The organism is Methylosinus sp. LW3 (assembly GCF_000527115.1).
Taxonomy (GTDB): domain Bacteria; phylum Pseudomonadota; class Alphaproteobacteria; order Rhizobiales; family Beijerinckiaceae; genus Methylosinus.
On sequence record NZ_AZUO01000001.1, the window covers coordinates 2234477 to 2260030 of the forward strand.

25 protein-coding genes and 1 tRNA gene are annotated in these 25554 nt (G+C 66.5%); 15 read left to right on the plus strand and 11 right to left on the minus strand.

Translation table 11 applies throughout. From position 1 onward, the window contains the following. Nucleotides 1-73 precede the first annotated feature (73 nt). From ftsE to METLW3_RS0111340, 4 genes are all read left to right on the plus strand, one after another. The gene (ftsE, locus tag METLW3_RS0111325; RefSeq protein ID WP_024880027.1) at nucleotides 74-736 is read left to right on the plus strand and encodes a cell division ATP-binding protein FtsE; all 663 of its coding nucleotides are present in this window, start codon (nucleotides 74-76) and stop codon (nucleotides 734-736) included. Beyond that, nucleotides 723-1712: an ABC transporter permease gene (locus METLW3_RS0111330; protein ID WP_245267313.1), complete on the plus strand. Its 990-nt coding sequence runs from the start codon at nucleotides 723-725 to the stop codon at nucleotides 1710-1712. Before ftsE ends, METLW3_RS0111330 begins: the two co-directional genes overlap by 14 nt. 95 nt (nucleotides 1713-1807) lie before the next feature. After that, complete coding sequence (locus METLW3_RS0111335) at nucleotides 1808-2506, plus strand: YdcF family protein (protein ID WP_024880029.1); 699 nt, start codon at nucleotides 1808-1810, stop codon at nucleotides 2504-2506. Nucleotides 2507-2730: 224 nt separating this feature from the next. After that, the gene (locus METLW3_RS0111340) at nucleotides 2731-3507 is read left to right on the plus strand and encodes a lysophospholipid acyltransferase family protein (RefSeq protein WP_024880030.1); all 777 of its coding nucleotides are present in this window, start codon (nucleotides 2731-2733) and stop codon (nucleotides 3505-3507) included. 2 nt (nucleotides 3508-3509) lie between these two features. Here the strand turns inward: METLW3_RS0111340 and thpR are convergent, their stop codons facing one another. Further along, nucleotides 3510-4094: an RNA 2',3'-cyclic phosphodiesterase gene (gene thpR, locus METLW3_RS0111345; RefSeq protein WP_024880031.1), complete on the minus strand. Its 585-nt coding sequence runs from the start codon at nucleotides 4092-4094 to the stop codon at nucleotides 3510-3512. Between the two features lie 252 nt (nucleotides 4095-4346). Beyond that, entirely contained in the window at nucleotides 4347-5114 is a 768-nt protein-coding gene (locus METLW3_RS0111350) for an arylesterase (protein ID WP_084484822.1), read from the minus strand. A 15-nt stretch (nucleotides 5115-5129) separates the two neighbouring features. Here METLW3_RS0111350 and METLW3_RS0111355 point away from each other — a divergent pair, with 15 nt between their 5' ends. The 5 genes from METLW3_RS0111355 (at nucleotide 5130) to METLW3_RS0111380 (ending at nucleotide 11971) form a co-directional block, all read left to right on the plus strand. Beyond that, nucleotides 5130-5816 carry an ABC transporter ATP-binding protein gene (locus METLW3_RS0111355; RefSeq protein WP_024880033.1) on the plus strand — a complete coding sequence of 229 codons (687 nt, stop codon included), beginning with the start codon at nucleotides 5130-5132 and terminating at the stop codon, nucleotides 5814-5816. Beyond that, nucleotides 5813-8371 (plus strand): FtsX-like permease family protein, encoded by a 2559-nt coding sequence (locus METLW3_RS0111360; protein WP_024880034.1) that lies wholly within the window; start codon nucleotides 5813-5815, stop codon nucleotides 8369-8371. The genes METLW3_RS0111355 and METLW3_RS0111360 overlap by 4 nt, the downstream gene beginning before the upstream one ends. 168 nt (nucleotides 8372-8539) lie before the next feature. Next, nucleotides 8540-9550 (plus strand): DUF2232 domain-containing protein, encoded by a 1011-nt coding sequence (locus METLW3_RS0111365; protein ID WP_024880035.1) that lies wholly within the window; start codon nucleotides 8540-8542, stop codon nucleotides 9548-9550. 45 nt (nucleotides 9551-9595) lie between these two features. Beyond that, on the plus strand, nucleotides 9596-10162 hold the full coding sequence (gene rplI, locus METLW3_RS0111370; protein ID WP_024880036.1) for a 50S ribosomal protein L9: 567 nt from the start codon (nucleotides 9596-9598) through the stop codon (nucleotides 10160-10162). Nucleotides 10163-10465: 303 nt separating this feature from the next. Then, a complete protein-coding gene (locus METLW3_RS0111380) occupies nucleotides 10466-11971 on the plus strand; it encodes a replicative DNA helicase (RefSeq protein ID WP_024880038.1) in 1506 nt (501 codons plus the stop codon). A gap of 13 nt (nucleotides 11972-11984) precedes the next feature. On the opposite strand, the gene METLW3_RS0111385 is transcribed toward METLW3_RS0111380, so the two are convergent. Beyond that, nucleotides 11985-12578, minus strand: coding sequence for a glutathione S-transferase (locus METLW3_RS0111385; RefSeq protein WP_024880039.1), 594 nt, complete (start codon nucleotides 12576-12578; stop codon nucleotides 11985-11987). A gap of 51 nt (nucleotides 12579-12629) precedes the next feature. Here METLW3_RS0111385 and METLW3_RS0111390 point away from each other — a divergent pair, with 51 nt between their 5' ends. Next, nucleotides 12630-13289 (plus strand): class I SAM-dependent methyltransferase, encoded by a 660-nt coding sequence (locus tag METLW3_RS0111390; protein ID WP_024880040.1) that lies wholly within the window; start codon nucleotides 12630-12632, stop codon nucleotides 13287-13289. Nucleotides 13290-13328: 39 nt separating this feature from the next. Here the strand turns inward: METLW3_RS0111390 and METLW3_RS0111395 are convergent, their stop codons facing one another. The 5 genes from METLW3_RS0111395 to METLW3_RS26845 all read right to left on the minus strand — a co-directional run bounded on the left by METLW3_RS0111395 (nucleotide 13329) and on the right by METLW3_RS26845 (nucleotide 19573). Continuing rightward, entirely contained in the window at nucleotides 13329-13664 is a 336-nt protein-coding gene (locus METLW3_RS0111395; RefSeq protein ID WP_024880041.1) for a hypothetical protein, read from the minus strand. Nucleotides 13665-13771: 107 nt separating this feature from the next. Continuing rightward, nucleotides 13772-14329 carry a Uma2 family endonuclease gene (locus METLW3_RS0111400; protein WP_024880042.1) on the minus strand — a complete coding sequence of 186 codons (558 nt, stop codon included), beginning with the start codon at nucleotides 14327-14329 and terminating at the stop codon, nucleotides 13772-13774. Nucleotides 14330-14373: 44 nt separating this feature from the next. Next, nucleotides 14374-15009, minus strand: coding sequence for a glutathione S-transferase (locus METLW3_RS0111405; RefSeq protein ID WP_024880043.1), 636 nt, complete (start codon nucleotides 15007-15009; stop codon nucleotides 14374-14376). Between the two features lie 189 nt (nucleotides 15010-15198). Then, a complete protein-coding gene (gene gyrA, locus METLW3_RS0111410) occupies nucleotides 15199-17961 on the minus strand; it encodes a DNA gyrase subunit A (RefSeq protein ID WP_024880044.1) in 2763 nt (920 codons plus the stop codon). 373 nt (nucleotides 17962-18334) lie between these two features. After that, nucleotides 18335-19573: a hypothetical protein gene (locus METLW3_RS26845; protein WP_024880045.1), complete on the minus strand. Its 1239-nt coding sequence runs from the start codon at nucleotides 19571-19573 to the stop codon at nucleotides 18335-18337. 174 nt (nucleotides 19574-19747) lie between these two features. On the opposite strand from METLW3_RS26845, the gene METLW3_RS0111420 reads away from it, so the two are divergent. Both METLW3_RS0111420 and METLW3_RS0111425 read left to right on the plus strand, forming a co-directional pair. After that, a complete protein-coding gene (locus METLW3_RS0111420; RefSeq protein ID WP_024880046.1) occupies nucleotides 19748-20095 on the plus strand; it encodes a hypothetical protein in 348 nt (115 codons plus the stop codon). Between the two features lie 159 nt (nucleotides 20096-20254). Beyond that, a tRNA-Cys gene (locus METLW3_RS0111425) sits at nucleotides 20255-20328 on the plus strand. 106 nt (nucleotides 20329-20434) lie between these two features. On the opposite strand, the gene METLW3_RS0111430 is transcribed toward METLW3_RS0111425, so the two are convergent. From METLW3_RS0111430 to nhaA, 3 genes are all read right to left on the minus strand, one after another. Then, nucleotides 20435-20797, minus strand: coding sequence for a hypothetical protein (locus tag METLW3_RS0111430; RefSeq protein WP_024880047.1), 363 nt, complete (start codon nucleotides 20795-20797; stop codon nucleotides 20435-20437). 90 nt (nucleotides 20798-20887) lie between these two features. Beyond that, nucleotides 20888-21226, minus strand: coding sequence for a hypothetical protein (locus METLW3_RS0111435; RefSeq protein ID WP_024880048.1), 339 nt, complete (start codon nucleotides 21224-21226; stop codon nucleotides 20888-20890). A gap of 49 nt (nucleotides 21227-21275) precedes the next feature. Further along, nucleotides 21276-22478 carry a Na+/H+ antiporter NhaA gene (nhaA, locus tag METLW3_RS0111440; protein WP_024880049.1) on the minus strand — a complete coding sequence of 401 codons (1203 nt, stop codon included), beginning with the start codon at nucleotides 22476-22478 and terminating at the stop codon, nucleotides 21276-21278. A 118-nt stretch (nucleotides 22479-22596) separates the two neighbouring features. Between nhaA and METLW3_RS0111445 the strand changes: the two genes are divergently transcribed. The 3 genes from METLW3_RS0111445 (at nucleotide 22597) to METLW3_RS0111455 (ending at nucleotide 25520) form a co-directional block, all read left to right on the plus strand. Then, nucleotides 22597-23724 carry an anhydro-N-acetylmuramic acid kinase gene (locus METLW3_RS0111445; RefSeq protein ID WP_024880050.1) on the plus strand — a complete coding sequence of 376 codons (1128 nt, stop codon included), beginning with the start codon at nucleotides 22597-22599 and terminating at the stop codon, nucleotides 23722-23724. A gap of 87 nt (nucleotides 23725-23811) precedes the next feature. Then, nucleotides 23812-24405 (plus strand): redoxin family protein, encoded by a 594-nt coding sequence (locus METLW3_RS0111450; protein ID WP_024880051.1) that lies wholly within the window; start codon nucleotides 23812-23814, stop codon nucleotides 24403-24405. A 275-nt stretch (nucleotides 24406-24680) separates the two neighbouring features. Continuing rightward, nucleotides 24681-25520, plus strand: coding sequence for an outer membrane beta-barrel protein (locus METLW3_RS0111455; RefSeq protein WP_024880052.1), 840 nt, complete (start codon nucleotides 24681-24683; stop codon nucleotides 25518-25520). The last annotated feature ends 34 nt before the right edge of the window (nucleotides 25521-25554 follow it).

Sequence of the window (25554 nt, forward strand, 5' to 3'; positions counted from 1 at the left end):
GATATGGTTAATGGGCGGTGAACTGCTAATCTCCCCGCAGCGCGATTCTGAGCCCGCCAATGGATACACGCCTTTGCTGACCTTCGAGAACGTCGGCCTGCGCTATGGAAACGGCAGCGAGATATTGAGCGATCTCGCTTTTTCCATCACGCCGCGCTCATTCCAATTCCTCACCGGACCCTCCGGCGCCGGCAAGACGACGCTTCTGAAGCTCGTCCTGCTGTCGCTGAAGCCGACGCGCGGGCGAATCACCCTCTTCGGCAAGGATACGGAGACGCTGGACAAGGACTCCGTCACCGACATTCGCCGGCGCATCGGCGTCGTCTTTCAGGACTTCCGCCTGCTGGAGCATCTCAATTTATACGAGAATGTCGCTCTGCCGCTGCGGGTCATCGGCCGCGAGGAAGCGAGCTATCGCGCCGAGGTGCTGGAGCTGCTGCGCTGGGTCGGGCTGGACGAGCGCATCGCCAGCCTGCCGAGCGTGCTCTCTGGCGGCGAGAAGCAGCGCGCCGCCATCGCCCGCGCGCTGATCGTGCGGCCGGAGCTGCTGCTCGCCGACGAGCCGACCGGCAATCTCGACCCCACTCTGGCGCGGCGGCTGCTGCGGCTCTTCGTGGAATTGCACAAGAGCGGAACCTCGGTGGTCATCGCCACCCATGATCTGGCGCTGATGGAGCAATATGAGAGCGCGCGCCGTCTGGTGCTCGCGGATGGGCGGCTGCATGTCTTCGAATGACGCCAAGCCCCGCCCCGGCCAGCGCCCGGCCGCCACGGCGGCCAAGGACGCCGCGCGCGAGGAGACGCTCGGCCGGGAGACGCCGCTCGTCCCCACCTCCTCCATCGCCGGACGCTCGCTCGTCATTGTCATTGCTATCATGACCTTTCTGGCGGCGCTCTCGGCCGGAGCGGCGCTGATGGTCGCCGACGCCAGCGTCGATTGGCGGCGCGAGGTGGCGCGCGAGGCCAGCGTCCAGATCCGCCCACTGCCCGGCCGCGACATAGAAGCCGATGTGAGCAAGGCGACCTCGGTCCTCGTCGCCGCCGAGGGCGTGCGCGACGTGCGCGTCTACACCAAGGCCGAATCGGAGGCGCTGCTCGCCCCCTGGCTCGGCCAGGGCCTCGATTTCGCCGAGCTGCCGGCCCCGCGCATGATCGTCGTCAAGCTGGACGACAGCCGCCGCGCCGATCTCGACGCGCTGCGCCGCGAGCTGGCACAGGCGCTGCCGAGCGCGGCGCTGGACGATCACCGGCTGTGGGTGGAGCGGCTCGGCCAGATGGCGCGCACCGTTGTGGCGGTCGCGGCGCTGGTCTTCGTGCTGATCGTGGTCGCCATGGGGCTCGCCGTCGCCTTCGCCACGCGGGCGGCCATGGTCGGCAATCGCGAGATCATAGAGGTGCTGCATCTCGTCGGCGCGGCGGACAAATATATCGCCCAGCAGTTCCAGCGCCGCTTCCTGGTGCTGGGGCTGCGCGGCGGCTTCATCGGCGGCGCCTCGGCCATGGGCTTTTTTCTCTTCGCCGGCTATCTCGCCAATCGCTGGACCGCGACGCCGGACGGCGATCAGCTGGAGGCCATGTTCGGCAGCTTCTCGCTGGGGCCGCTCGGCTTCACCGTCGTCGGCCTCATCTCGGCGGCGGCCGGGCTTCTGACCGGCTTCATGTCGCAGGAGATCGTGTTCCGCCAATTGCGGCGCCTGGACGGAGCCGAGTAAACTCTATCCGGGCATAAATTCCGCCCGGCCCTGGACGGCCTCGAGCGCCGCTTCCATCTTGTCGAGGATTCGGGGTCGGCGATGAGGACGGACGCTTGCGATCGCATGCGCGAGACAGGGAAGCACGAGGATGGGCCGCGCCCGGACGCTGGCGCCTCGCGGTCCTCGCCCTCTTCTGCTTTCTGGCCTCCGCCTTCGTGGCCGGCTTCATCGGCTTCGCCCTCTCGCTGGAGCGGACCGAATCGACTCTGACCGTGCAGGCCGATGGCGTCGTCGTGCTGACCGGCGGCTCCGACCGCGTCTATGAGGCGGGCGGGCTCCTGGCGCGCGGCCAGGCGCGCCGGCTGCTCATCACCGGGGTCAATCGGGCGACGCGCGGCCATGAGATCGCCAAGCTGCTGCCGGTCTCGCGGGAACTGTTCGAGTGCTGCGTCGATCTCGGCTATCGCGCCCAGGACACGATCGGCAATGCGCGGGAAACGCGCGACTGGGCGCATGCGCATGGAATCGGCGCGGGCTCGCTCATCATCGTCACCTCCAATTACCATATGCCCCGCGCTCTGGCCGAGCTTTCGGCGGCGCTGCCGGGGGCGGAACTCTACCCTTTCGCCGTGGTCAGCGATCATCTTCGCGTCGAGGACTGGCTCGGCGACCTCGCCGTGACGCGGCTCATCGCGGCCGAATATGTTAAATACCTCTACGTCCTGCTGCGCACCCGGCTGCTGGAGCCGGGCCTTTCCGCGACCGCTCTCGCGCCGGCCGAAACTGCCGACCTCACGGCGCAGACGCGCTGAATCGGCGGGCGCAGCGCCCGAGAAAGCGCCGTCCCGACCGAGCGGCGGTTCCGTTCGAAGGAAAAGCGCATTAGAGTGTTTTCGAGCGAAGTGGGGACCGGTTCGCGTGAAGAAAACACGACCGAACAAGGGAATCTAGAGTCATTCCGGTTCAATCTGAACCGGAATGACTCTAGAAGGCGTTCGCGTCCCACCTTCCGCGAAACCCCACGGACGACCAAAGCATGCTCTTCCTGCGCTCGCTGCTGTTCCACATCACTTTCTTCGTCAGCCTCATGACGCTGCAGATCATCTGGCTGCCCGCGCTGCTGATGAAGCGGCACGCCTCCATGACGCTCGGCCGCGTCTGGGGGCGAACGTCGCTCTTCTGGCTCGAGAAGATCGTCGGGCTGAAATTCGAGTTTCGCGGCCTCGAGAATATTCCGAAAGGGCCGGTCATCGTCGCCTGCAAGCATCAGTCGACGTGGGAGACCTTCGTCCTGCCGCTGCATTCGCCGGATTTCTCCTATATTCTCAAGCGCGAGCTGGTGTTCATCCCCTTTTTCGGCTGGTATCTGATGGGCGCGGAGCAGATCGGCATCGATCGCGCCAAGGGCGGCAAGCTGCTGCCGCAGCTGATCGAGAAGACCAAGGCGCTGTTCGCGCAAGGCCGGCAATTGTTCATCTTTCCCGAGGGGACGCGGCGGCCGGCGGGCGCGCCGCCTCTCTATAAGTTCGGCGTCGCAATGCTCTATCGCGAGACCGGCGCGGCCTGCCTGCCGGTGGCGCTGAATTCCGGCCTGTTCTGGGCGCGTAAGGCCTTCATCGTGCGGCCTGGGACCGTGGTCATCGAATATCTGCCGATCATCCCGCCGGGCCTCGAGCCGCGGGAGTTCTTCGAGCGCATGCAGAACACGATCGAAAGCGCCTCCGACCGCCTCATCGCGGAAGCGGTGGCGCGCGATCCCTCGCTCGCCGCCGTCGTGGAGCGCGGCCGCAAAGAGGCGCCGGCGAGCGCCTGAGCCTATCGGCTGTAGGCGGTGAGCTCGCGGGCGCCGGCGGCGAGCGCCTTGCGGTCGCGCAGCGGATATTCGGCCTCGACGATATAAGGCCCGCCGCCGACCGAATCGCGCGAGGAGAACAGCACGAAGCGCGCCGCCTCGAAGCGTAGGGGCGGGAAATAGCCGCGCGTCCCGAGATAGGCGGCGACCGCCGAGCAGGAGGCGCCGCGCAGCCGCGCGAGGGTCACATGCGGCGCGAATTTGCGTGGTTCCGGCGGAATGCCGATGCGCCGCAGCAGCCGCTCCTGCTCGGCCTGCAGCTCGGCCAGCGCCGAATCGGCGCGCGCCTTTACGACTATGGCGCGCGGCTTGTCGCCGCCGAAGCTCGACAGCTCCTCGAGCGTGATCGAGACAGGAGGACGGCGGATGGCGGCGAGGGTCATGGCCGCGTCATGGCCGAGCGCATCGTCCACATCGCCGATAAAGCGCAGCGTGATGTGATAATTCTCTGCGTCGATCCAGCGGGCTCCCTGAATGCCTCCGCGCAGAGCGGCGAGATTGCCGGCGACGAGAGGGGGGATTTCGAGGGCGGTGAACAGTCTGGGCATCGCAGTTCCTCCATCCTGGCCTCGCAAGGCGTGCGGGAGCGGGTAAGGCGAAGTCGCTGTCTGCTCGCTCGGCCCTTGCCCGGCCGCGACGCGGCGGAGCGAAGGGGCCTATGTCGGCGCCTCCTCGCGGATCAGCGCGCCGCAATGGCGCGCGCTAAGGATGGTGTCGGCACTATATCGAGAATGCGACGGCTGTAACGAAATTCCGGCGTGTGAACGGATTTTTTCTCACGGCCTCGCTTGCGGCCTCGCTCAACGCTGCGCGGCGCCCTGACGCTTCGATCGCAGGGAATCGAGGCTCTTCTCCACCAGCGGCGCGACGCCGGCGACGATCCGCGCGACGCCGGCCCGGCTCGGATGCAGGCCATCGACGAGCGTCATGCCCTTCTCGCCCACGACGCCGTCGAGAAAGAAGGGATAGAGCGGCAAGCCGCGCCGCGCCGAAAGATCGGGGAAAATGGCGTCGAAGGCTTTTTTCTGCTCCTCGCCGAAATTGGCGTTGGCCAGCATTCCGGCGAGCAGCACATCGAGGCCCTTCTCCTTGGCGGCGCCGATGATTTTCTCCAGATTGTCGCGCGTCGCCGCCGGATCGAAGCCGAGCAGCATGTCATTGGCCCCGAGTTCGAGAATCATCAGATCGCCGCCGTCGCGCAGCGCGTAAGAGACGCGCGCCAGCCCGCCTCTTGTGGTGTCGCCGGAGACGCTGGCGTTGATCACGCGGGCGTCATAGCCGTCATTCTTCAGCCGCGCCTCGAGCTGCGCCGGAAAGGCTGCGTCCGCCGGCAGCTGAAAGCCGGCGCTGAGACTGTCGCCGAAGGCGATGATGCGCAGCGGCTCGGCCACGGCGGGCAGCGAGATCATGGTGAGAAGCGCCAAAATTGCGGCGGCGCAGAGCAGCGCAGCCGGGCCGAGCGGACGAAAGCGCGGCCGAGCACTGGAAACCGGCGGCGCCTTCGCATATGTCGGGGCGGGCGTCTTCGCCGGGTCGCGAGAGCGGCGGCGGGCGCAGCGGCAAACCATTTTAGGACCTCCAAAGTGCAGCGGCCGGTCATCGAGCTCGAGGACGTCGATCTCACCCTCGGAGCGGGCGCGGCGCGCGTCCATGTGCTCAAGAACATAAGCCTCGCCGTCGCGCGCGGCGAGGCTGTCGGCCTCGTCGGACCCTCGGGCTCGGGGAAATCCACATTGCTGATGACGCTCGCCGGCCTCGAGCGGCCCGATTCCGGCAAGGTGCTCGTCGACGGCAGCGACCTCGCCCGGCTCGATGAAAATGCGCTGGCGCGGTTCCGTGGAGGGAAGATAGGCGTCGTCTTCCAGTCTTTCCAGCTCATCGCCACGATGACGGCGCTGGAGAATGTCGCCATTCCGCTGGAGCTCGCCGGCCGCGCCGACGCTTTCGAGCGCGCCGCGCAGGAACTGGAGGCCGTGGGCCTCAGTCATCGCCTCTCCCATTATCCAACGCAAATGTCCGGCGGAGAGCAGCAGCGCGTCGCCATCGCCAGAGCGCTCGCGCCCGATCCTGTCATCCTGGTCGCCGACGAGCCGACCGGCAATCTCGATTCGGAGACCGGCGCGGCCATCGTCGATCTCATCTTCGCGCAAAAGGCGCGGCGCTCGGCGACCCTGGTGCTGGTCACGCATGATCCCTCCCTCGCCGCCCGCTGCGACCGCGCCGTGCGGCTGCGCTCCGGCCGCATAGAGGACGAGGCGCGGGCGTCATGAAGGTGGGACTCGCCTCGCGCATTCCGCTGGCGCTGCGTTTCGCCCTGCGCGATCTCTCCGGCGATCTGCGCGGCTTTTCCGTCTTCATCGCCTGCATCGTCATCGGCGTCGCCGCCATTTCCGGCGTCGGCGCAGTGTCCCGCTCGCTCGCCGACGGCCTCGCCCGCGAGGGGCGCACGATCTTGGGCGGCGATGTCTCCGTCACGACCACCATGCGGCGGCTCTCGCCGCAGGAGCGGGAATTTTTGGAGCGCGACGGCCGCGTCTGCGAGATCGGCCTGATGCGCGCCATGGCCCGCTCGGCGAGCGGCGAGGCGGCGCTGATCGAAATAAAAGCTGTCGATTCGGCCTATCCCGGCGCCGGCGCAGTCGAGCTGACGCCGTCGCTGCCGCTCGCCGAGGCTCTGGCGCAGCGCGACGGCGGCTTCGGCCTCGTCGCCGATGCGGGCCTCATCGCCCGGCTCGGGCTCGAGATCGGCGATCGCGTGAAGATCGGCGCCGGCTCCTTCACCCTCACAGCCGAGCTTTCGAGCGAGCCCGATAAGCTCGCCGGCGCCTTCGGTTTCGGCGCGCGCGTGCTGATGAGCCAGGAGGCTCTGAAGGCGACCGGGCTGATGCAGCCGGGCGCCGTGACGCGCTGGCTGACGCGCGTCTCGCTGGGCAAGACCGAAGCCGTCGCCAGCGACGCGGAGGTCGAGCGTTTCGTCACGACGCTGACCGCGGCTTTTCCAGACGCTGGCTGGGATTTGCGCAAGCGGGACGCCGTCTCCCCGCAATTCTCGCGCAATCAGGAGCGCTTCACCCAGCTGCTGACGCTGGTTGCGCTGACCGCGCTGGTCGCGGGCGGAGCCGGCGTCGCCAACGCCGTTTCCGGCTTTGTCGCGAGAAAGCGCGACGCTTTCGCAATATTGAAGGCGCTGGGCGCGCCGGCCTCGCGCGTCTTCGCCATGGCGCTCGTCGAGGTGCTGCTCGTCGCCGGCCTCGCCGTCATCGGCGGCCTCGCGATCGGCGCGACCTTTCCTTATCTCGCCGACCTCGCCCTTTCGGCTTCCATTCCCCTGCCCTTTTCGCCGACGCTCGACGCGCGCTCGCTCGCCGTCGGCGCGGCCTATGGTCTGCTGGTGACGCTGATCTTCGCGCTGCCGCCGCTCGGCCGCGCCTATGGAACGCCGGTCGCGCGGCTCTTGCGAGACGAGGCCGAGGAAAAATCCCCTCCCCGCGTCTTTCTGCTCGCAGCGCTGCTCGCCGCAGCGGCGCTCGTGGCTCTGGTCATGCTCTCGGCCGCCGACAAGAAGCTCGCAGCGACCTATATCGCCGCCACCGCCATGGCCTTCGTCCTGCTGCGCGGCGTGGCGGCTCTCGTCATCCGCTTAGCGCAGCGCTTCGCCCATGCGCCCGGCGCGCAGCTGCGTCATGCGATCGGCAATATTCGCCGCCCCAAGAGCCTCGCCGTGACATTGATTGTCTCGATCGGCGTGACGCAGACGCTTCTCGTCGCGCTGGCGCTGATCGAGGGCTCGATCCATGCGGAATTGTTCCAGGCGCAGAAGAGCCGCACGCCGAGCTTCTATTTCGTCGATGTCGCCAAGGAGCAGGCGGACGAATTCTCCGCCTTCCTCTCCTCCTTCTCCGCCGACGCGCGCATCGAGCATGTGCCGATGATGCGCGGCCGCATCGTCGCCGTGAAAGGCGTCCGCTCCGAGAATCTGAAGCCGCCGGACGATATCGCCTGGGCGCTGGAGGGCGACCGCGGCGTCACCATCGCCGCCACGCCGCCCAAGGGCTCGGAGATCGTCGCCGGACAATGGTGGGAAGAGGGGCGCAACGGCCCGCCCCTCGTCTCGCTGGAGGCGCGCGTCGCCGAAGGGCTCGGCCTCACGGTCGGCGACGAGATCGTCGTCAATGTGCTCGGCCGCGACCTCACGGTTCGCATCGCCAATCTGCGCCGCGTCGATTGGCGCAGCTATGGCATTAATTTCATGATGGTGTTCTCGCCCGAGGCTTTCGCCGACGCGCCCTTCTCGGAGATTTTCACCGTCGCCTTCGCCGATCGCGACGATCCGCTCCGCGACAAAAGGCTGACGCGGGAGGCGGCGACGCGCTTTCCTCAGGTCGCCGCTCTGCGCGTGAAGGACGCGCTGGAGGCGATAGAGAAAATCGCCGATCAGCTGACCTTCGCGGCGCGAGCGGCCGCTGGCCTCGCCATCGTCACGGCGGCGCTGGCGCTGGGCAGCGCCGTGGCGGCGAGCCAGCGCGGACGCCAGCGCGACGCCATAATATTGAAGACGCTCGGCGCGACGCGCTCATGGCTGACCGGCGCCTTCGCGCTGGAATTCGCTCTGCTCGGCCTCGTGGCCGGACTCTTCTCGGCAATCGCGGGCGCAGGCGCGGCGGGCATCATATTGGAGGCGCTGATGCGGATGGATTTCGTCTTCCGTCCCTGGCCGGTCGCGCTGACGACGCTCGGCGCGCTGGTTTTCGCGGTCGGCCTCGGCCTCGCGGGCAGCTGGCGCGTGCTCGGCGAGAAGCCCGGCCCGGCCCTGCGCCGCCAGTAGAACGCAAAAAAGCGCCGCTCCGGCGACGTTTTCGGTTATCGGAAGCGGGTTTTTTCGCGCTCTGACCCTTGCCCGGAGAGATCGCTCGCCTTAAAAGGCGGGCTTCGCCGGCGTTCAGGGGGCTGGACGCGAGATGATCGCGCTCGCCCTCGAACAAGCGTTGAGACCATGCCCCAGCTTCTACCCGAACGCAAGAAACTGCCCGTTCCCGACAACGGCGACTTTACGTTCTCGCAGATCTTCGCCTCCATCGGCGGCGGTCTCGCGGGCGCGGCCGTGTTCGCCGTCCTCACCAAGGGCACTTCGGCGTCGGTTCTGTTCGCCTTTCTCGCGCCGCTGCCGATCTCCATCGTCGCGCTCGGCTTCGGTCTGCGCCATGGCGCGACCGCGGGCCTCATCGCGACCGGTCTGCTGTCGATCTGGCCCAATCCCATTTTCGGCCTCGTCTACGCTTTTCTCGTCGCGCTGCCGGCGCTCGCCGCCGCCTATGTCGTCTCCGGAGCCAATTGGCGCGGCCGCGAGCTGGTGACGTCCCATGCGCCGGCCTGGGCGGTGCTCGCCGCCGGCGGCGCAGTCGCGGCCGCAGTCTCGGCGGCGGTCGCCATAGCGGCGATTCGCTTCGGCAGCCTCGACGAGGCGCTGAACCCGCTGCGGGCGCGCGCCTTCATGGCGATCGAGGATCTCATCCGCACGCAGGAGCTCGGCGACAAGCTCGACGCCAGCCAGCTCTCGGCGCTCGTCGTCTTCGCTTTTCCGGCGACGCTGGCGGCGCTCACCTTGTTCAGCCATGCGCTCAATCTGTGGGGCGCCGGCCTGCTCGCCCGCGCCTCCGAGGCGCTGCCGCGGCCCTGGCCGGATATTGCGCAGGAATTCGTGCTGCCGCGCGCCGTCGCCGGAGGCTTTCTCGCCGCCTGCGCCCTCGCCTATCTCGGCGACCTCCCCGGCGAGATCGGGCTGGTGATCGCCGAGACGCTCGGCCTCGCTCTGGCGATGCAGGGCCTCGCCGTCGTTCACTTTCTGCTGCGCGGGACGCGCATCGGCGGCGTGACGCTCACCGTCGTCTATATCGTCATCGGCCTGTTCGCCTGGCCGATCGTCCTATTCACCGTCGTCGGCGTCGCCGATGCGGCGTTTTCGTTCCGAAGCCGCAAGCAGGCGGCGCAGGCGCGGCGCGGCTGAGAATCGCCGCGGCGCAATTCGAGAGACACTGAGGAGAGAGAACCCATGGTCGATGTCATTCTGCTGGAGCGCGTGGCCAAGCTCGGCCAGATGGGCGACACCGTTCGCGTGCGCGACGGCTATGCGCGCAACTTCCTGCTGGCGCGCGGCAAGGCGCTGCGCGCCACGGAAAACAACAAGAAGCATTTCGAGACGCAGCGCGCTCAGATCGAGGCGCGCAACCTCACCGCCCGCAAGGAGGCCGAGGCCGTCGCCGAGAAGCTCGAGGGTCAGACCTTCGTCATCATCCGCCAGGCCGGCGAGAGCGGCCATCTCTATGGCTCGGTGGCTCCGCGCGACATTTCCGACGCGGCGACCGCGGGCGGCTTCTCGCTCAACCGCAATCAGATCGATCTGCAGCATCCGATCAAGGCGCTCGGCCTGCATAATGTGCCGGTGAATCTGCATCCCGAGATCGAGGTGAAGATCATCGTCAACGTCGCTCGCTCCGCCGAAGAGGCCGAGCGTCAGGCGCGCGGCGAGGCCGCCGCCACTCGCGAGGAGACGACGCTGGACGATCTCGGACTCGAGGTCGGCGCCGCTCTGGCCGAGGCCGGCGACGTCGAGCTCTGATCGCTCGCAACCGATTCGCTCTATCGAAAAAGGCCGGAGACGCCCGCGTCTCCGGCCTTTTTCATGCCCGAGCGATTCGGCGTGACGAAATTGTCACAAGCAAAGGAATTCACGCAGATAGACCGAAAGCTGCGCTGTCGCATGTGGAAATGACTCACAAGATGGCCGCGCTCGCATTCGCCGAGCTTTGCGGCCATCTTTGTCATTGGCGCCGCTCTCTCCTTCGGGCAAATTCGCCGCCGTTCTCGAGTGCCTGTCGCTACGCGTTCACGAGCATCGAAGACATCCCGCCATGAGAGAGAAATGCCAGCAATCGAACCGTTGCCGGGTCCGCGGCCTTTTTCGGTCGCGCCGCTCGACGCGCCCGCCTATCGCACGCCGCCGCATAATATCGAAGCCGAGCAGGCGCTGCTCGGCGCCATACTCATCAACAATGACGCCTTCGATCGCGTCTCCGATTTTCTACGCTCCGAACATTTCTCCGAGGATTTGCACCGACGCATCTTCGAGGTTTTGGCGCAGATCATTCGCGCCGGACGCATCGCCACGGTCGTGACTCTGAAGACGCATTTGGGCGACATAGAGCTTCCTGGCGGCGTGCCGATGCAGACCTATCTCGCCGGCCTCGCCCGCGAGGCGACGACGATCATCAACGCCGAGGATTATGGCCGCACGATCCATGATCTCGCCGTGCGGCGCGAGTTGATCGTCATCGGCGAGGATATCGTCAATTCCGCCTATGATGCGGCCGTCGATCAAGCCCCACGCCAGCAGATAGAGGAAGCCGAACGCAAGCTCTATGCGGTGGCCGAGACCGGCCGCTATGATGGCGGCTTTCAGCGTTTCGCCGACGCGCTCTCCACCGCCATGGATATGGCGAGCAGCGCCTATCAGCGCGACGGGCATCTCTCCGGCGTCGCCACTGGTCTCGTCGATCTCGACGAGAAGATGGGCGGGCTGCAGAAGTCCGATCTCATCATCGTCGCCGGCCGTCCCGGCATGGGCAAGACGGCGCTTGCCACCAATATCGCCTTCAACATCGCCAAGGCCTATGTGCCGGAGCAATTGCCGGACGGCTCGATCAAGGCGGCGAATGGCGGCATCGTCGGCTTCTTCTCGCTGGAAATGTCGGCCGAGCAATTGGCGACGCGCGTCATCGCCGAGCAATCCGGCGTGCCCTCCTACAAGATCCGCCGCGGCGACATCAACGAAGACGACTTCCGCCGCATAGCGGAAGCCGCGCGCGAGATGCAGAGCGTGCCCTTCTTCATCGATCAGAGCGGCGGCATTTCCATCGCCCAGCTCACCGCGCGGGCGCGGCGCCTGAAGCGCCAGCGCGGGCTCGATCTGCTCGTCGTGGACTATCTTCAGCTGCTCTCCGGCTCCAAATCGCGCGGCGACAATCGCGTGCAGGAGCTGACCGAGATCACCACGGGCCTGAAGGCGCTGGCCAAGGAGCTGGCGGTGCCGATCATCGCGCTCTCGCAGCTCTCGCGTCAGGTCGAGAGCCGCGACGACAAGCGCCCGCAGCTCTCCGACCTCCGCGAATCCGGCTCGATCGAGCAGGACGCCGACGTGGTGATGTTCGTCTATCGCGAGGAATATTATCTGCGCAATCGCGAGCCGCGCGAGGGCACGGAAGAGCATATCGCCTGGCAGAACGAGATGGAGCGCGTGCATGGGCGCGCCGAGGCGATCCTCGGCAAGCAGCGTCACGGCCCCACGGGAACGGTGACGCTCTCCTTCGAGGCGGAAGTGACGCGCTTCTCCAATCTCGCCGAGGAGGACAAGCTGCCGGCGCGCATATGAGGCGCGGGCCGCGTCAGGCGACGCGCGTCGCCTCGAAGGCCGGAACCTCGCGCGAAAAAGCGTCGAGCCAGGCGAGGAGCGCGGGATATTTCGCGCGCCAGGCGCCTTCGAAGCGCAGATCGAGATAGCCGAGCGCGGCGGCGACGGCCACATGGCCGATCGTCACCGGGCCGGCCGGCGGCGCGGCGTCGAGCGCCGCGAGCGCGCAGTCGAGCTTGCCGGTCTGCAAGGCGATCCAATCGGCGGAGCGCAGAGCCTGCGGCCGCGTCGCCTCATAGCGAATGAGCAGCGCGGCGTCGTTCATGCCGTCGCCGAGCGATTGCAGCGTCAGCGCCGCGATCCGCTCGGCGGGATCATGCGGAATGAGCTTGCCGCCGGCGAGAAGATCGAAATATTCGCAGATCACGCGGCTGTCATAGATCGTCTCGCCGCTGTCGAGGATGAGCGTCGGCACCTTGCCGAGCGGATTTTGCGCGCGCAACGAATCGTCGGGATTTGTCGTGTCGGCGCCGACGAGCTCGACGCTCGCGCCGAGGCCGAGCAGCTCGGCGACGATGCGGCACTTGCGGGCGTAGGGCGAAGCCGCGGAATAGCGTAGAATGGGCATTGGCTCCCTCACGTCGAAAAAAGTGTCGTCGAGCAATAGGACGTAACGAAGATGACCGCCAGTCCCGAAGAGATCGCCGCCGGCCAAGCGGTCTACACGCCCGCGGTTCTGCGGCTCTACGATCTGCTGGTGCTCGGCCTCTCCAACCGCTTCATCTGGAAATGTCCGACGCCGCGCCTACGCGCGCTCTATGACGCGCATGTGTCGGGCAATCATCTCGATGTCGGCGTCGGCACGGGATATTACCTCGACCATTGCCGCTTTCCCGCCGCTGCGCCGCGCGTCGCGCTGATGGATTTGAACGCGGATGCGCTGCGCTTCGCGGCGGCCCGCATCGCGCGCTATTCGCCGGAGAGCTATCGCCGCAATGTGCTGGAGCCGATCACTTTCGACGCGCCGAAATTCGACTCGGTCGGCGTCAATTATCTGCTGCATTGCCTGCCGAGCGCGATAGCGGAAAAGGCGGTCGTTTTCGACCATCTGAAGCCGCTGACGAATGACGGCGCCGTCTTTTTTGGCTCGACCTTGCTGCAAGGCGGCGTCGAGCGTTCCGGCGCGGCGCGGCGGCTGATGGAATTCTACAATCGCAAGGGCGTGTTCTCGAATAGGAGCGATGATCTCGACGAATTGCGCAATGCGCTCGAGCGACGCTTCCGCAATGTCGCGATCGACATTGTCGGCTGCGCCGCCGTGTTCATCGCTCGCGATTGACGGATCGCGCGAGCCTTTCGGCTCGCGCCTCCGATGCGATCACTCGTAGATCGCGCTCAGCACCACATGGAATTTCGCGACCGAATTGCCGATATTCTTGACCTCGTAATGAATCTCGGTCTCGTTCTTGGTCTCGACCGTCTGCGACTGCGGGAACGGCTTGATCTCCGTCACCGTGAAGTGACGCCAAACGCGCGTCACCTCGAGCGAGGTGTCCTGCGCGAAGCCGCTCGTCGTGCTGCCGGTGGCGAAGGGAATGGCCTGCGCGTCCCACACCGCGTTGAAGGGCGAGGCGTTGTTCCACCAGCCATGAACGGTCGCGCCCGGCGCGAGGGTGAGCTCGGTCTTGGTGTCGACGAAAAGCACTTTGGACATTTTCAATCTCCTATCTGAAACCGTCGCCTGAAATCATTGCGATCGGATGCAGAGGAGATTAGGCGCGGCGCGCCTTCGTCGCCGTGCGCGCGAGCACAGAGCACGCTCTAACGCGCTTCGCCATAGAGCGCGGAGAGCGGAAAGACGAGGCCGGGCGGATCGAGCGTGATGTCGCCGTCATGAATGACGCGCGTCAGAATATCGCTCCCCTCCCCGCGACGATGATGAATCACCAGCGGCGAATCGGGATCGACGATGAGATAATGCGCGACGCTCGCGATACGAAAATATCCGACGAGCTTGCCGAGAGCGTCATTGCGTCCCGTGGAGGGTGACAGCACCTCGACGACGATGAGAGGCGCTTCGACGAAAAGCGTGTCCGGCGGAAGCTCGGGTCCGCAATAGAGCTGCGCATCGGGCTCGAAGACGGTCGTCGCATCGACACGCACGGCCATTCCGTCCGGCAGCACATGGCACGGCGCGCCGGCGCGGCGCACAGCGTCCTGCAGAGCGCGAGCGGCCGCGAGCTTCGCCTTCGCATGGGCCATTCGCTCCGCGGCCTGAGCGAAAACCTCGCCGTCGACGAGCTCGTGACGGCCGGGCTGTCCTTCGGCCCAGACCACGAACTCTTCGGCGGTCATTTTCATCTTCGGCAGAGCGCTCATGGGAGCATACTAGCGGAATAGCGCGTCTAGCGCCATTCGGGGCGTCACCCCTTTAGATCGTCGAAGGGCACCATCACATGCTGGCGATAGGCCGGCCGCTCGCAGAGCCGCGCATACCAAGTCTCGACATTGGGGAGCGACGGCCGCTCTATGTCGAGCGAGAAATAGCGATAGAGCGTCGTCCCGGCGGGAATATCGGCGAGCGTCGGCTCGTCGCCGGCGAGGAAAGGACGATCCGCCAGCCAGCTGTCGAGAAATCGATAATGTTGCGCGCAACGCGCGACGGCGGCATTGATCGCCGGCCAGTCGCGCTTTTCCTCCGGCGTGCGGTAGTAGCCCATGAACACGCCGTCGACGAAAGCCGGCTGCAGCGTCGTCTGCGCCCAATCCATCCAGCGATCGGGATAGGAACGGGTCGCCGCGTCCGCCGGCCAAAAAGCCTCGCCGCCATGGCGCGCGGCGAGATAGCGCAATATGGCGTGAGATTCCCACACCACCACGCCCTCGTCGTCGATGACCGGAATGCGGCCATGCGGATTTTTCGCGCGAAATTGTGGATCGTCCAGCCCGCCGAAAGCGCCGCCGAGCGGCACATGGGCGTGATCGAGCGCGAGCTCGCCGACGAGCCACATGACTTTCTGCACATTGAAGGAGTTGCGCCGTCCCCAGATCGTGAGCATGCGTTGGTCTCCTTCTTCGGCAATCTCGGCGTTGCGACAATCTAGCCCGAGGCGCAGGCGCGCGCCATTGACGTGGGGTTGCGTTTATCGAAGCGGCGCAGTTGCGCGCGACGAGAGCAATTCATGAAAACAAATTGCGTTTCGCCGAAAATCCCCCGGCGAAACGCGCTTTTCGGCCGCGACGAAGGCTCAGGCGGTCTCGCCGCCTGCGTCGCCGGACGCCACGTCGCCGGCCGCCTCGTCCTCGCCGGCGTCGGCCAAATGCTCGACCGAGACGACGCGCTCGCCCTCCGCCGTGTCGAAGACGATGACGCCCTGCGTGCCGCGACCCGCTATGCGTATGCCTTCCACCGGGCAGCGGATGAGCTGGCCGCCATCCGTCACCAGCATGATCTCGTCGCCGCGCCCCACGGGGAAGGAGGCGACGAGCTTGCCATTGCGGGCGTTTACCGCCATGGCGACAATGCCTTTGCCGCCGCGTCCGGTGATGCGATATTCGAAGGACGAAGAGCGCTTGCCATAGCCGTTCTCGGAGACGGTCAGGATGATCTGCTCGGCCTGCTCCATTTCGCGATAGCGCGCCTCGGTCAGCTCGATCGCGGTCGAGGCCTCCTCGGTCTCCGCCGCGCCCTCCTCCACGCCTTCCGCTCCCGCATTGCGGCGCTGCGCCGCGGCGCGCTTGAGATAGGCGGCGCGCTCGTCGCCGACGGCCTCGAAATGGCGCAGGATCGACATTGAGATCACGCGATCGTCGCCAGCGAGCGCTATGCCGCGCACGCCCATGGAGGTGCGGCCCTGGAACACGCGCACGTCGCTGACCGGGAAGCGAATGCACTGCCCCTCGCGCGTCGTGAGCAGAATATCCTCCTGCTCCGCCGCTGTGGCGACATCGACGATGGCCTCGCCTTCGTCGAGCTTCATGGCGATGATGCCGGAGCGGCGCACATCGGAGAAGTCCGAGAGCTTGTTGCGCCGCACCGTGCCGCCCGTCGTCGCGAATATGGCGTCGAGCGTCGCCCAGCTCGATTCGTCCTCGGGCAGCGGCATGATGGTGGTGATGCGCTCACCCTGCTCGAGCGGCAGAAGATTGACCAACGCCTTGCCGCGCGCCTGCGGCGCCGCCAGCGGCAGACGCCAGACCTTTTCCTTATAGGCGCGGCCGAGCGAGGAGAAGAACAGCACCGGCGTATGCGTCGAGGCGACGAAGAGGCGCTGAACGAAATCCTCCTCCTTCGTCTGCATTCCCGAGCGGCCCTTGCCGCCGCGCCGCTGCGCGCGATAGGTCGAGAGCGGCACGCGCTTGATGTAGCCGGCATGCGAGACGGTGACGACCATATCCTCTCTCGCGATGAGGTCCTCGTCCTCGACGTCACCGTCGCCATCGACGATCTGCGTGCGGCGAGGCGTCGCATAGGCCTCCTTGACCGCGATCATCTCGTCCTTGACGATCCCGAACAGCCTTTCGCGCGAGCGCAAAATCTCAAGATATTCGGCGATCTCGGCGGCGAGCTTATTCAGCGCCTCGGCGATCTCGTCGCGGCCGAGCGCGGTGAGGCGCTGCAGGCGCAATTCCAGAATGGCGCGCGCCTGCGCCTCGGAAAGGCGGATCGCGCCATCCTCGGTGAGCACATGGCGCGGATCGGCGATCAGCGCGACCAGCGGCGCCATGTCCTTGGCGGGCCACTCGCGCTCCATCAGCGCTTCGCGCGCGGCGGCGGCGTCGGCCGAGGTGCGGATGAGGCGGATCACCTCGTCGATATTGGCGACGGCGATGGCGAGGCCGACCTGCAAATGCGCCGCGTCGCGCGCCTTGGCGAGGCGGAATTTGGTGCGCCTGGTGACGACGCTCTCGCGGAAGTCGACGAAGGCGAGCAGCACGTCCTTCAGCGTCAGCAGCTCGGGCCGGCCGCCGTTCAGCGCGATCATATTGACGGGGAAGCTCGACTGTAGCGCGGTATGGCGCCAGAGCTGGTTGAGCACCACATCCGCCACCGCGTCGCGCTTCAGCTCGATGACGATGCGCATGCCGTCGCGGTCGGATTCGTCGCGCAGATCGGAGATGCCTTCGAGCTTCTTCTCGCGGACGAGGTCGGCGATGCGCTCGATCAGCGCCGCCTTGTTCACCTGATAGGGGATCTCGGTGAAGATGAGCGCCTCGCGCTCCTTGCGCAAAGTCTCGACCTCGGCCTTGGCGCGCATGATGATCGAGCCGCGCCCGGTCGTATAGGCGTTGCGTATTCCGCCCCGCCCTAGAATCGTCGCCGCCGTCGGGAAGTCCGGGCCGGGCACGATCTCCATCAGCTCGGCGACGGACATATCCGGCCGGTCGATTAGCGCTATGGCGGCGTCGATCACCTCGCCGAGATTATGCGGCGGAATATTCGTCGCCATGCCGACGGCGATGCCGCCGGCGCCATTGACGAGGAGATTGGGGAAGCGCGCCGGAAGGACGGTCGGCTCCATCTCCTTGTCGTCATAGTTCGGCTTGAAGTCGACTGTGCCTTCGTCGATATCCTCGAGCAGCGCCAGCGCCGGCTTGGCGAGCCGCGACTCGGTGTAGCGCATGGCCGCCGGCGGATCATTGTCGACGGAGCCGAAATTGCCCTGCCCGTCGATGAGCGGCAGCCGCATGGAAAAGGGCTGCGCCATGCGCACCAGCGCGTCATAGATCGCGGCGTCGCCATGCGGGTGATATTTACCCATGACGTCGCCGACGATGCGCGCCGATTTCACGTACGACTTATCGGGCGTATGGCCGTTCTCGTGCATGGAGAACATGATGCGCCGATGCACGGGTTTCAGACCGTCGCGAACATCCGGCAGCGCGCGGCTCACGATCACGCTCATCGCGTAATCGAGATAGCTGCGCTTCATCTCGTCGGCGATCGAAACCGGGCGAATGTCTGAGCCGGGCGTCGGAGGCTTTGTGTCGTCTGTGTCGTTCTCGGCCAATGGCTCGCCAATCCGCTTCGATCGTCCCGCGCTCCGCGGCGAAATCCTGCCGCGGCAATGTCGCGCCGGCTCTGGGAAAGAGCGCTTCTCGTCGTCGTCCCGTCTCGCCGACGAAGGCGAGGCGGCTGCAGAGTCCGCTGCTCGGGAGAGCGGCGGGACGTGGAGATCGCGCTCGCAGGACGTTTCGAGCGAAGCGCGCCGAGGCGAGCCTAGCGGCAGCCGTCGGCGACGCTCGAAACCGCCGTTTTTCTATAGGCGATTCTCGGCGGCGACGCCAGTTCGCCCCGGCGCGCCGCGCCGCAGTTCTGCTCGAAGAAACACAGGTTTAGAAAAGCTCTTCAAATCTCTTTCGATTCATTTTCGGATTCTGGCGTCAGCTCTGCGCCGAGCGCAGCCTGCGTCGCGCGTTCATGACGATCGTCCGCGCGCTGGCGTCGCCCGGCTCCAGCAGTTCCAGCCCGTCATCCTCGTTCGAGTCCCAGGAATCGGACGCCCGCCCCCGGCCCTCCGAATCGACCAGGGCGATCACGCGATTGGACTGCGCCGCAGTCGGCCCTCCTGCAGTCTTGCCGCCTCCGGCGAAACGAGCGCGCAGAGCGGCCGCGACCTCGGTCCAATCCATCGTCTTCGGCTTTTTGGGCGCTTCCTTCTTGGGTGCTTCCTGCGGTGCAGCTTCGGCCTGGGGCGCGGTTTCCGCAGCCTTCTTGCCGCGCAGCGCGGCGAATTTGGCGAGGATCGGCTCGAATTTCGCGCGCGCGGCTGCGAGCGCAATGGCCAAACGGCCCGCCGGCGCCGCTTCGCCCTCCTGCGGGGCGGCGGCTTTCGACGCGCCCGGCTCGGCCGCCTTGGCGACGGGGGGACCGCGCCGCAGATATTTCGTCACGAGCAGGCCGGCGAGCGCGGCAGCGGCGACCAGCGCCTGCCAGAGAGCCATCGGCGATTCGCTTTCCTCCTGGGCCGGCGGCATAGCCTCGGCGCTCGGAGCCGGAGCGGCTTCCGCCGCCGGCGCCTCGCCCTTCGGCGCGTCGGCTTCGGCCTCGGGCGTCGCGGTTCGCTCGACCGGGGCCTCCGCCTTCGCCTCGACAGCGGCGGCCTCTGGCGCGGCAGGCGACGCGATTTGGGCAGTCGGCGCGGCCGCCTGCGGAGCGCTCTCAGCCTGGGGCGGCGCGATCGGGGCCGGCTCGGCCGACGTTGCGACGACAGCCTGCTCCGGCGCCTTGGCGAGATCGGCGACTGGCGCATTCTCGAAGGCCGGAAGCGGCTCGCGCAGGAAGACCGGCAGTGCAGGCGTCGGCTTCACCGATTCGGCCGGGGGCGGAGCCGCGACGGCGACCTTGGGGGCCTCGGCGGCGAGCGCGGGAGCGGGAGGACGCTCGGCCGGACGCGCCTCCTTCTCCGGCTTCGCCGCGACGAGCGGCGCGAGCTTCACGATAATATCGTCATAGCCTTTGCCATTGGGAGAGCCGAGCTCCTCGATTCGCATGGCTCCGGCCACATGAAGCGCATGCGAGCGGCGCGGCTCGGCGGCGGCGCATCCGATATCGGCGGCTGCGGCCGCCAGCATCAGGCCGCCGGCCGAAAGGCGCGTGAACGGCGTGAAATTCGACCTCATCTGCGAGCTCCGCTGGAATGACGAGGCTCCAGCTTGCCTCGCGGAGTTGAACAAAGCCTTAGCATCGCGATGAACGAAGCGTTAATGCGCTCATTCTGTGATTCGTTCACGACTGGTTCACTGGCTTTAGCCAATGCTCGTGTCCCCGCTTCGCATTCCAATAGGAGGAAACAAATGAAGCTGAAGCTCGCTTTCGTCGCCATTCTGGCGTTCGCCGGCCTCACCGCGCCGGCCGCCATGGCCATGCCGCTCGCGCCGCTGCAGGAGGGCGCCGTCGCCCCGCTGACGCATGAAATCGGCGGCCGCTGCGGCCCCGGCTGGCACATAGATCCTTGGGGCCGTTGCGTGCCGCATCGTCGTCCGCCGCCGCCCGTCTATGGCCCGCGTCCCGGATACTATCCGCCAGCCTATGGTCCGCGTCCCGGATACCATCCCCCGGCCTATGGGCCGCGTCCGGGATTCCGATGCGGCCCCGGCGCGCATCCCAATCAATGGGGCCGCTGCGTTCCGAACCGCTGGTGATCCGCCGCGGCGCGCGGAGCTGAGGATAAATTCACCGAGCTCTTGCCGCGCGCCGCGCGAAGTCTTCCCGTCTCTCGCGCAAAGTCTTGCCGTCCGCCGGCAAGTCCTGTATGAGCGGCCTTCTCACGTCGACGTCGAGCTTTCGGCGCCGACGTTCGGGGCCTCGTGGCGGAGTGGCTACGCAGAGGACTGCAAATCCTTGTACGGGGGTTCGATTCCCTCCGAGGCCTCCAGCCCCCTTCCCCTCGCTCTTTTCGGCCGCTAGAGCATTTTCCGATCGAACGGTATCGATCGATCGGAATCGCTCCGACGTTAGAATGCCGTTGGATCGGATAGGCCCTAGAGACGCTCGACCATCAGCGATTTCTCGAGAGCGCCGAGCTTCTCCGGCAGATCGGCGACCGTGTCGGCGAGAGCGGCGGCCAGCAGGCTCTCCGCCACCTCATGCTTATATTCGTCGAACACCAATTCCAGCGCGTCATAGGAATCGTCCTGAATCGGCCGCACCAGCGCGATGCTGGCGTGATCGTCGACCGATTGCGCGAGGCGATCGAAACGCGCGCGCGTCGTCTCCGGCAGCATGGATAAGACGGCCCGCTCATAAGCGCCGTCGAACATATCGCGCAACGCGAGCAGCTCGCGCATCAGTCGATAGAGCTCGATGACCTCGGGGCTGTTGGATGTTCGGAAAAGTTGATCCATAGGAAATCCTACTCTCTCGAATTCAATAATTTCGAGTTCAACCCGGTTCGGAACGCTTGTCAAGGTTGCGTTTGGGCCGGCGCACGCGCATCACGGCGCCGTTACCGTCCGATGATGCCGACGCTTGATCGCATCGATCTCCTCCAGCATCGCCTTCAGCGCGTCGATCGCCTCGCGCTCCTGCGCGGTGAGCTCGCATTGCGGATGAAAATGCGCGAGCAGCACGGCCATTGCGTCGCCGATGCGGCCGAGCTGCTTGCCATAGCTGCCGACGTCGGCGAGCACGTCCTCTTCCACCTGCGGCGCGCTCGAGCGCCCGAGATTTATGTTGATGAGGCCGAATTGCCCGCCATAAGGGCTGAAAACGGCGGTCCAGGGGTTGATGGTCTGGGCGACATCGCCCGAAAGCGGAAGCTTGAAATTGGCCATGAGAACGGCGCCTCGTGAAAAGGAAACGAAGGCCGAGCTTAACCCTTTTTCACGAATCGGCCAGCGGATGCGCGAGCGGCTCGGCGCGCCGACGCGACGCGATCCACAGAACCAGCGAGCCCAGCAGAATAGAGGCGGCCGAGCCCGCCAACACGCCGATCTTGGTGGCGCGCATCGCCGCCTCGTCCGCCTCGAAGGCGATCTGGCCGATGAAGAGGCTCATGGTGAAGCCGACCCCGCAGAGCACGGACACGCCATAGAGCTGGACCCAGCCGGTCTTGGGCGGCCGCGAGGCGATTCGCGTCGCCAGCGCCAGGGCGACGGCCACGAAGACTCCGAGCTGCTTGCCGAGAAAAAGGCCGAGCGCGACGCCCAGAAGAATGGGCGCGCCGGCCGCCCCGAGATCGCCGCCGCCGAGCGCCACCCCCGCATTGGCGAAGCCGAACAGCGGCAGCACGATAAAGGCGACGAACGGCCCGAGCGCATTCTCGAGCCGGTGCAGCGGCGTATGCTCCTCCGGGTCCGGCCCGGAGAGGCGCAGCGGAATCATGGCCGCCAGCAGCACGCCGGCGAGCGTCGCATGGACGCCGCTGAGCTGCACGAAATGCCAGAGCGCCACGCCGAGCAGGAGATAAGGCGCGAGAATCGTGACCTCGAAGAGATTGAGGCCGAGCAGCAGGAACAAGGTCACGCCCGCGCCCAGCATGGCAGGAGCCGACGGATCGCCGGCGTAGAACACCGCTATGATGACGATGGCGCCGAGATCGTCGAGAATGGCGAGCGCAGTGAGAAAGACTTTCAACGCGCCGGGCACGCGGTCCCCCAGCAGCGCCAGCACGCCGAGCGCGAAGGCGATGTCGGTCGCCGAAGGAATCGCCCAGCCGCGCGCCGCCGGGGAGTCGGCGTTGAAATAGGCGTAGATCAGCGCCGGCGCGGCCATGCCTCCGAGCGCCCCCACGCCGGGCAGCACGCGGGCGGACCAATGGCGCAAATGGCCGTCGAGCAGCTCGCGCTTGATCTCGAGGCCGACCAGCAGGAAAAACACCGCCATCAGCCCGTCATTGATCCAATGCAGCAGCGAATGGCCGGAGATCGGAGTCTCCAGCAGGCTGTGATAGGATTCGGCAAAAGGCGAGTTGGCGAGCGCGAGCGCCACTGCAGCGCTCGCCATCAGCACGACGCCGCCCGCCGCCTCGCTCGCAAGGAAGCGACGGAGAGTCGACGGCGCGGCGTGATGCAGGCGTTGTTTCATGGCGGGCGCCGCCCAAGGTGAGAAAGACGCGCCACACTTGAGCGATTTGCATCGCTCTGGCAAGAAAATCCGGCTCGGCGCACGAGTCGCCCGAATATGCGCAGGCAGGAGACGCAACATGACCCTCTTTCGCGCCATCGGCCTCATGTCCGGCACTTCCATGGACGGCGTGGACGTCGCGCTGCTCGATACCGACGGCGAAGCACGGCTCGCCTTCGGCCCGACCGGCTTCTTCCCTTATTCGGATGCAGATCGCGAGCTGCTTCGCTCGGCCCTCGCCGAGGCGACGCGCCTCGCGGACCGCGCCGCTCGGCCCGGGGCGGTCGGGGCGGCCGAGCGCCTCATCACCGAGCGCCACGCTCAGGCGGTCGAAGCCTTTTTGCGCGCCGAGAGGCTCGATCCGGCGAGCGTCGACATTTTGGGGTTTCACGGGCAGACCGTGCTGCATCGGCCACAGAGCCGGCTCACCGTCCAGATCGGCGACGCGCCGGCGCTGGCCGAGCGGCTCGGCGTCGATGTCGCCTATGATTTTCGCGGCGCCGATGTCGCCGCCGGCGGCGAGGGCGCGCCGCTCGTGCCGGCCTATCATCGCGCTCTGGTTGCATCCAGCGGGATCGAGGGGCCGGTCGCCGTCATCAATATAGGCGGCGTCGGTAATGTCACTTTCGTCGATGGCGACGCCGAGCCCCTCGCCTTCGACACAGGTCCCGGCAATGCGCTGATCGACGATCTGATGCTCGCCCGCACCGGCTCGCCGGTCGACCGCGACGGCGCGACCGCCGCCGAGGGCCGCGTCGACGAGGCGATTCTGCAATCCATGCTGAGTCATCCATATTTTCAGAAACTGCCGCCGAAGTCTTTAGACCGAAATGATTTTTCATTTCGTGCGACAGATGAGCTTTCGCTGGAGGACGCGGCCGCGACGCTCACCGCCTTCACCGCGGCCTCCCTCGCCCTCGCCTTTTCGCAGACGCCCTCGGCGCCGCGCCGCGCGATCGTCTGCGGCGGCGGCGCGCATAATCCGACGCTGATGCGCGCGCTCGCCGACCGCCTCCCCTGCCCGGTCGCCACGGCGGCGGAGGTCGGCTGGATGGGCGACGCCATAGAGGCGCAGGCTTTCGCCTTTCTCGCTGTGCGTGTGCTGAAAGGCCTGCCGCTGACCTTCCCCGGAACCACCGGGGTGAGCGCGCCGACCAAGGGCGGCGAGATCACCGCCGCGCAGCGCGGCCGCCGCGCCATCGGCTGAGCGAAGAGATCGCTCTAGCTTTCGCCGCCTCTTTCATTCCGCATTGAGGGTTTCGTCTTCAAATGCGCGACGCGAGAAGGAGGAAGCGTGACCGAGACGATTCAGCGTGACGAGGACGCCCACGCTTGGCCGAGCCGGCGCAATCTTCTGCTCGGCGCGCTCGGGGCGGTCTCGGCCGGCGTCGGAGCGGCGGTCGTCGAGCAGGTCTGGAAGCGCAAGGACCTCTCCGCCCGCTTCTTCAACACAATGTCGATCGAGGCCTTCGATCTGCCGCCGACGCCGGGGCTGACCTTCGCGGACGGACGTCCCATGCCGGGCTTCGGCGCCGGCGATCTCGCAGGCAAGCGCTCGCTCCTCTATCTCTGGGCCTCCTATTGCCCCAGCTGCCGCGCCGAGCATCACCTCTTGATGGCGCTGGCGCAAAAGGGCGTCGCCATCTACGGCGCCGATGTGAAGGACGATCCGGCCCATGCCCGCAGCTTTCTGGCCGAGCATGGCAATCCTTTCGTCGCCGTCGGGCAGGACCAGCGCGCCTTTCTGCAGCGGGCGCTGGGCGCGCGCGGGGTTCCGGCGAGCTTCGTCGTCGCGCCCGGCCCCAAGATCGATGTCTCGATCCTCGGCCCCATAGACGAGACCGCGATCGCGACTCGAATTTTGCCGGCGCTGGCGAAAAGCGCCTGACTCGGAACCGGGCCTGCGCGAGTCGAGCGAAGGCTCTGAGCACATTACCAAAAATTTGTAATATTAAATTTTGTTAACAAGTAGATTCCCGCCTCGCCCCAAATATTGCGAAAAATTAACTTGAGATCGGACCGCATAGAGCAGAGCCTCAGCTCGCTCCCGCCGGTTTGCGGCTCGCGTTTTCGAGACCGCCCCCGCCATCCGGCCCGCCCCGGCCCCGTCTCAGCGGATCGTGGGGACGGCGGGAGCGCTATCGAAACCGAGGTCCTGTCCCCATGACGAAATCCATCGTCGTGGCGAGCGCGCTCGCGCTCGCCTGCACTCTTGGTCCGGCGCTGGCCGCCGACCTTCCCTCCACCAAATCCGCGCCCGCCTTCATCCCGCCGGTCGCGCCGCCACCGATCTGGACCGGCTTCTACGCCGGTCTCAACGCCGGCTATACATGGTCCAATAGCGACACTGTCGCCCAAACCTATTGGGATACAGACGCCGCCGGCCTCGGCGCCAGCGCGCTCATCGGCAATTTTCCCGCCTCGATCAACGCCAATGTCTCCGGCTTCATCGGCGGCGGCCAGATCGGCTATAATTCCCAGGTCTCGGACAAATTCCTCTGGGGCGTGGAGGCCGATATTCAGGGCCTCGCCTCGAGTGGCTCCGCCGCCACGCTCACCGGCGCCTCCGCCTACACCACGCTCTCGCGCGGGATCGATTATATCGGCACGGCGCGCGGGCGGCTCGGCTATCTCATCACGCCGACACTTCTCGCCTATGCGACGGGCGGTCTCGCCTATGGCCAGACCAATCTCTCCGCGAGCTATCTCGGCGCGCCGACGATCGTCGCATCCGACTCCTATTCCGATCTTCGAATCGGCTATGCGGTCGGCGGCGGCCTCGAATGGCTGTTCGCGCCGCGATGGAGCGCCAAGGTCGAATATCTCTATTACGACCTCGGAACCGCCTCGACGCCCGGCGCCGTCTACGCCTACACATCGGCGCTCGGCTCGCAAATCTCGGGCGCACAATCCTCGACGCGCTTCGACGGCCATATCGCCCGCGCCGGGCTGAACTATCATTTCGACTGGTTCAAACCGGCGCCGATCGCCGCCAAATTCTGAGCATAAAAAAAGCGCGGCGCCCGGCGCCGCGCTC

Bases quoted from the DNA above. Each gene is read 5' to 3' on its own strand.
- METLW3_RS0111330 (WP_245267313.1), top strand. From the start codon at position 723: ATGTCTTCGAATGACGCCAAGCCCCGCCCCGGCCAGCGCCCGGCCGCC.
- METLW3_RS0111340 (WP_024880030.1), top strand. From the start codon at position 2,731: ATGCTCTTCCTGCGCTCGCTGCTGTTCCACATCACTTTCTTCGTCAGC.
- thpR (WP_024880031.1), bottom strand. From the start codon at position 4,094: ATGCCCAGACTGTTCACCGCCCTCGAAATCCCCCCTCTCGTCGCCGGC.
- METLW3_RS0111350 (WP_084484822.1), bottom strand. From the start codon at position 5,114: ATGGTTTGCCGCTGCGCCCGCCGCCGCTCTCGCGACCCGGCGAAGACG.
- METLW3_RS0111360 (WP_024880034.1), top strand. From the start codon at position 5,813: ATGAAGGTGGGACTCGCCTCGCGCATTCCGCTGGCGCTGCGTTTCGCC.
- METLW3_RS0111365 (WP_024880035.1), top strand. From the start codon at position 8,540: ATGCCCCAGCTTCTACCCGAACGCAAGAAACTGCCCGTTCCCGACAAC.
- rplI (WP_024880036.1), top strand. From the start codon at position 9,596: ATGGTCGATGTCATTCTGCTGGAGCGCGTGGCCAAGCTCGGCCAGATG.
- METLW3_RS0111380 (WP_024880038.1), top strand. From the start codon at position 10,466: ATGCCAGCAATCGAACCGTTGCCGGGTCCGCGGCCTTTTTCGGTCGCG.
- METLW3_RS0111385 (WP_024880039.1), bottom strand. From the start codon at position 12,578: ATGCCCATTCTACGCTATTCCGCGGCTTCGCCCTACGCCCGCAAGTGC.
- METLW3_RS0111390 (WP_024880040.1), top strand. From the start codon at position 12,630: ATGACCGCCAGTCCCGAAGAGATCGCCGCCGGCCAAGCGGTCTACACG.
- METLW3_RS0111395 (WP_024880041.1), bottom strand. From the start codon at position 13,664: ATGTCCAAAGTGCTTTTCGTCGACACCAAGACCGAGCTCACCCTCGCG.
- METLW3_RS0111400 (WP_024880042.1), bottom strand. From the start codon at position 14,329: ATGAGCGCTCTGCCGAAGATGAAAATGACCGCCGAAGAGTTCGTGGTC.
- METLW3_RS0111405 (WP_024880043.1), bottom strand. From the start codon at position 15,009: ATGCTCACGATCTGGGGACGGCGCAACTCCTTCAATGTGCAGAAAGTC.
- METLW3_RS26845 (WP_024880045.1), bottom strand. From the start codon at position 19,573: ATGAGGTCGAATTTCACGCCGTTCACGCGCCTTTCGGCCGGCGGCCTG.
- METLW3_RS0111420 (WP_024880046.1), top strand. From the start codon at position 19,748: ATGAAGCTGAAGCTCGCTTTCGTCGCCATTCTGGCGTTCGCCGGCCTC.
- METLW3_RS0111430 (WP_024880047.1), bottom strand. From the start codon at position 20,797: ATGGATCAACTTTTCCGAACATCCAACAGCCCCGAGGTCATCGAGCTC.
- METLW3_RS0111435 (WP_024880048.1), bottom strand. From the start codon at position 21,226: ATGGCCAATTTCAAGCTTCCGCTTTCGGGCGATGTCGCCCAGACCATC.
- nhaA (WP_024880049.1), bottom strand. From the start codon at position 22,478: ATGAAACAACGCCTGCATCACGCCGCGCCGTCGACTCTCCGTCGCTTC.
- METLW3_RS0111445 (WP_024880050.1), top strand. From the start codon at position 22,597: ATGACCCTCTTTCGCGCCATCGGCCTCATGTCCGGCACTTCCATGGAC.
- METLW3_RS0111455 (WP_024880052.1), top strand. From the start codon at position 24,681: ATGACGAAATCCATCGTCGTGGCGAGCGCGCTCGCGCTCGCCTGCACT.